This window comes from Mycobacterium sp. (assembly GCF_032161845.1).
In the GTDB taxonomy this organism is placed as follows: domain Bacteria; phylum Actinomycetota; class Actinomycetes; order Mycobacteriales; family Mycobacteriaceae; genus Mycobacterium.
The window spans coordinates 1-2,967 of record NZ_JAVRQA010000182.1; the positions used below are offsets into that span (position 1 = coordinate 1).

Annotated in this window: 3 protein-coding genes; 1 reads left to right on the top strand and 2 read right to left on the bottom strand. The window is 66.8% G+C overall.

Annotation, left to right across the window (positions count from 1 at the left end):
• Positions 1 to 902 (bottom strand): cbb3-type cytochrome c oxidase subunit I (locus tag QOD90_RS10500; protein WP_526349336.1); only part of this gene is annotated, 902 nt, incomplete at its 3' end.
• Positions 903 to 1,092: 190 nt separating this feature from the next.
• Between QOD90_RS10500 and QOD90_RS10505 the strand changes: the two genes are divergently transcribed.
• Positions 1,093 to 2,187: an iron-siderophore ABC transporter substrate-binding protein gene (locus QOD90_RS10505; protein ID WP_526349338.1), complete on the top strand. Its 1,095-nt coding sequence runs from the start codon at positions 1,093 to 1,095 to the stop codon at positions 2,185 to 2,187.
• An 18-nt stretch (positions 2,188 to 2,205) separates the two neighbouring features.
• Here QOD90_RS10505 and QOD90_RS10510 read toward each other — a convergent pair.
• Positions 2,206 to 2,967: isopenicillin N synthase family dioxygenase (locus QOD90_RS10510; protein WP_526349340.1), on the bottom strand; the 762-nt coding region annotated here is incomplete at its 5' end.

Genomic DNA, 2,967 nt, shown 5'->3' on the forward strand with positions numbered 1-2,967 from the left:
AGCGTCGCGTAGATCAGCGTGGTGTAGCCGAAGATCGGCTTGCGGCTGAACACCGGGAAGATCTCACTCACGATGCCGAAGAACGGTAGCGCGATGATGTACACCTCGGGGTGCCCGAAGAACCAGAAGAGGTGTTGCCACAGCAGCACACCGCCGTTGGCCGGGTCGTAGATGTGCGCACCGAGGTGTCGGTCGGCGGCCAGACCGAACAGCGCGGCGGTCAGCAGCGGGAAGGCAAGAAGCACCAGAATCGACGTCACCAGGATGTTCCAGGTGAAGATCGGCATCCGGAACATCGTCATTCCCGGCGCCCGCATGCAGACAACGGTGGTGACCATGTTCACGCCGCCGAGGATGGTGCCGAGACCACCGACGGCCAGGCCCATGATCCACAGGTCACCGCCCGCGCCGGGCGAGTGGATGGCGTCGGTCAGCGGCGAGTAGGCGGTCCAGCCGAAGTCAGCGGCACCACCGGGGGTGATGAAGCCGGCGATGGCGATCGTCGCGCCGAACAGGAACAGCCAGAAGGAGAAGGCGTTGAGACGCGGGAACGCCACGTCGGGCGCGCCGATCTGCAGCGGAAGCACCAGGTTGGCGAAGCCGAACACGATGGGCGTTGCGTAGAACAGCAGCATCACCGTGCCGTGCATGGTGAACAGCTGGTTGAACTGCTCGTTGCTCAGGAACTGCAGACCCGGAAGGGCGAGTTCGGTGCGCATGAGGAGCGCCATCAACCCGCCGATGAAGAAGAAGATGAAGCAGGCGACGCAGTACATGATGCCGATCATCTTGTGATCGGTGGTGGTCACCAGCTTGTAGATGAGGTTGCCCTTGGGGCCCAACCGTGCCGGGAACGGACGGCGTGCCTCGAGTTCTCCGATTGGGGGCGCTTCGGCTACCAACAGATCCTCCAAAAAAGTTCGGCGGTGGCTACCCGCTTGCTCCTGGAATCTTATCCCCCGAGGGACCGCTCAGCGTCTTGGGTCCTACAAACCGTCGTAATTGGCAGGAACCTCTCGGCGAATGGCGCCAGACCGGCTGCGGGTGGCGGGCCGGAGCCTGGCGACCAGGGAAATTGGTACCGTCGGCGACGTGCCATTTCTGAACTCGCGGGTGGGTCCGATCGCCGCGTCTGCCGCGGGCGTCGTCGCCATTGCGGTGACGGTGGTGAGCGGCTGCGGCAGCGAGTCGGCAGGCCCACCGCCCAACGCGACGAACACACCGGTCACCAGCACCACCAAGATCGCGGGGGCCGGCGTGCTTGGCAATCAGCGCAGACCCGACGAATCCTGCGCCCCCGCTCCGGCCCAACTCGACGAGGGCCCCCCGACCCGCGAGGTCCGTCACGCCGCGGGCACGACCGAGGTGCCCGCGGATCCACAGCGCATCGTGGTGCTCTCGGGTGACCAGCTCGACGCGCTCTGCGCCCTTGGCCTGCAGTCGCGCATCGTGGCCGCCGCGGTGCCCGACGGATCGCCCACTCAGCCGTCGTATCTCGGCACGGTCGTGCACGACGTGCCGCCCGCGGGCGACCGCACGGCTCCCGACATCGCGGCGATCAAGGCCGCCACGCCCGAGCTGATCCTCGGCTCGCAGGAGCTGACGCCGGAGGCGTACGGCGAACTGTCGGCGATCGCGCCGACGGTGTTCACGGGTGCCCCGGGACCCGGATGGCAGGACACGTTGCGCACCGTCGGCGCGGCCACGGGCCGGGTCGACGCCGCCAACCAGCTCATCGACGGGTTCGAGCAGGCCGCGGACAAGACCGGCGCCACCAACGACGCCACCCACTATCAGGTGTCGGTGGTACAGCTGACCGAGAACACGCTGCGAATCTTCGGCACGGACGACTTTCCTGCCAGCGTGCTCGGCGCGGTGGGGGCCGATCGCCCCGCCACCCAACGATTCAACGACAAGCCCTACGTCGAGGTGAGCACGTCAGAGGTGGCCAAGTCGACGGACTTCTCGGCCGCCGACGGCGACGTCGTCTATCTGTCGTTCGACTCGGCCGCCGCCAAGGATCGTGCTGCGGTGGTGCTGGAGAGCGACGCGTGGAAGAAGCTGTCCGCAGTCCGCGACAACCGGGTGTTCATCGTGAACAACGAGGTGTGGCAGTCCGGTGAGGGCATCGTCGCGGCGCGCGGCATCCTCGACGACCTTGGTGTCGTCAACGCGCCGATCAACTGACGCAGGCTTACTCAGGGACTATTCGGCGCCCTGCAGCGCCTGCTGGCCGAATTGGTTGAGCCCGAGCGAGCCCTCCGGCAGGACCAGTTCGCCGCTGGCGATGCGGTTGCGTAGATACGCGAAACTCTGTGCGGTCTGGGCGAATAGGTGCTCCCCCGCTCGCAACGCCTGCCGCTGCACGGCGTCGGGCGACGTGAACTGCGGCAGCGGTCTCACCTCGGTGTCGTAATCGACGTTGAAGAACAGCGGAAACGAATACCGCTCCTCGACGACTCTGCGGACGCGGTGGCTGGTGGCGACGAACGTGCCGTTGGTCCACAGCTCGAGCAGATCGCCGATGTTCACCACGAACGTGCCAGGCACCGGAGGCACGTCGATCCACTCCCCTGCGCCGTTGAGAACCTCGAGGCCCGGCGCGGTCGGCTTCAGCAGCGTGAAGCACTCGTAGTCGGTGTGCGCGCCGATCCCGAGCCCGTCTCGGGCGTCCGGGTTGTACGGATAGTGGACCAGGCGCAGCTGGCTCGGCGTCTTGGTGGCATGCCGGGAGAAGACGTCCGGATCCTCACCGAGCGCGACGGCGAACGCCCGCAGCAGCAGTTGCCCGACCTCAAGTACGGCCTCGTAGTAGTCGGTCACCGCTGCCGCGAAGCCCGGCAGGTCCGGCCAGGTATTGGGGCCGAGCATCGGATTGCCCGCGAGGTAGTCGGGATCGTCGGCCGGAAGGTCCAGTGCGGTGTCGAACGCCTCCTTGAGGTCCGGCACGCCGCTTTCCACCCCCTC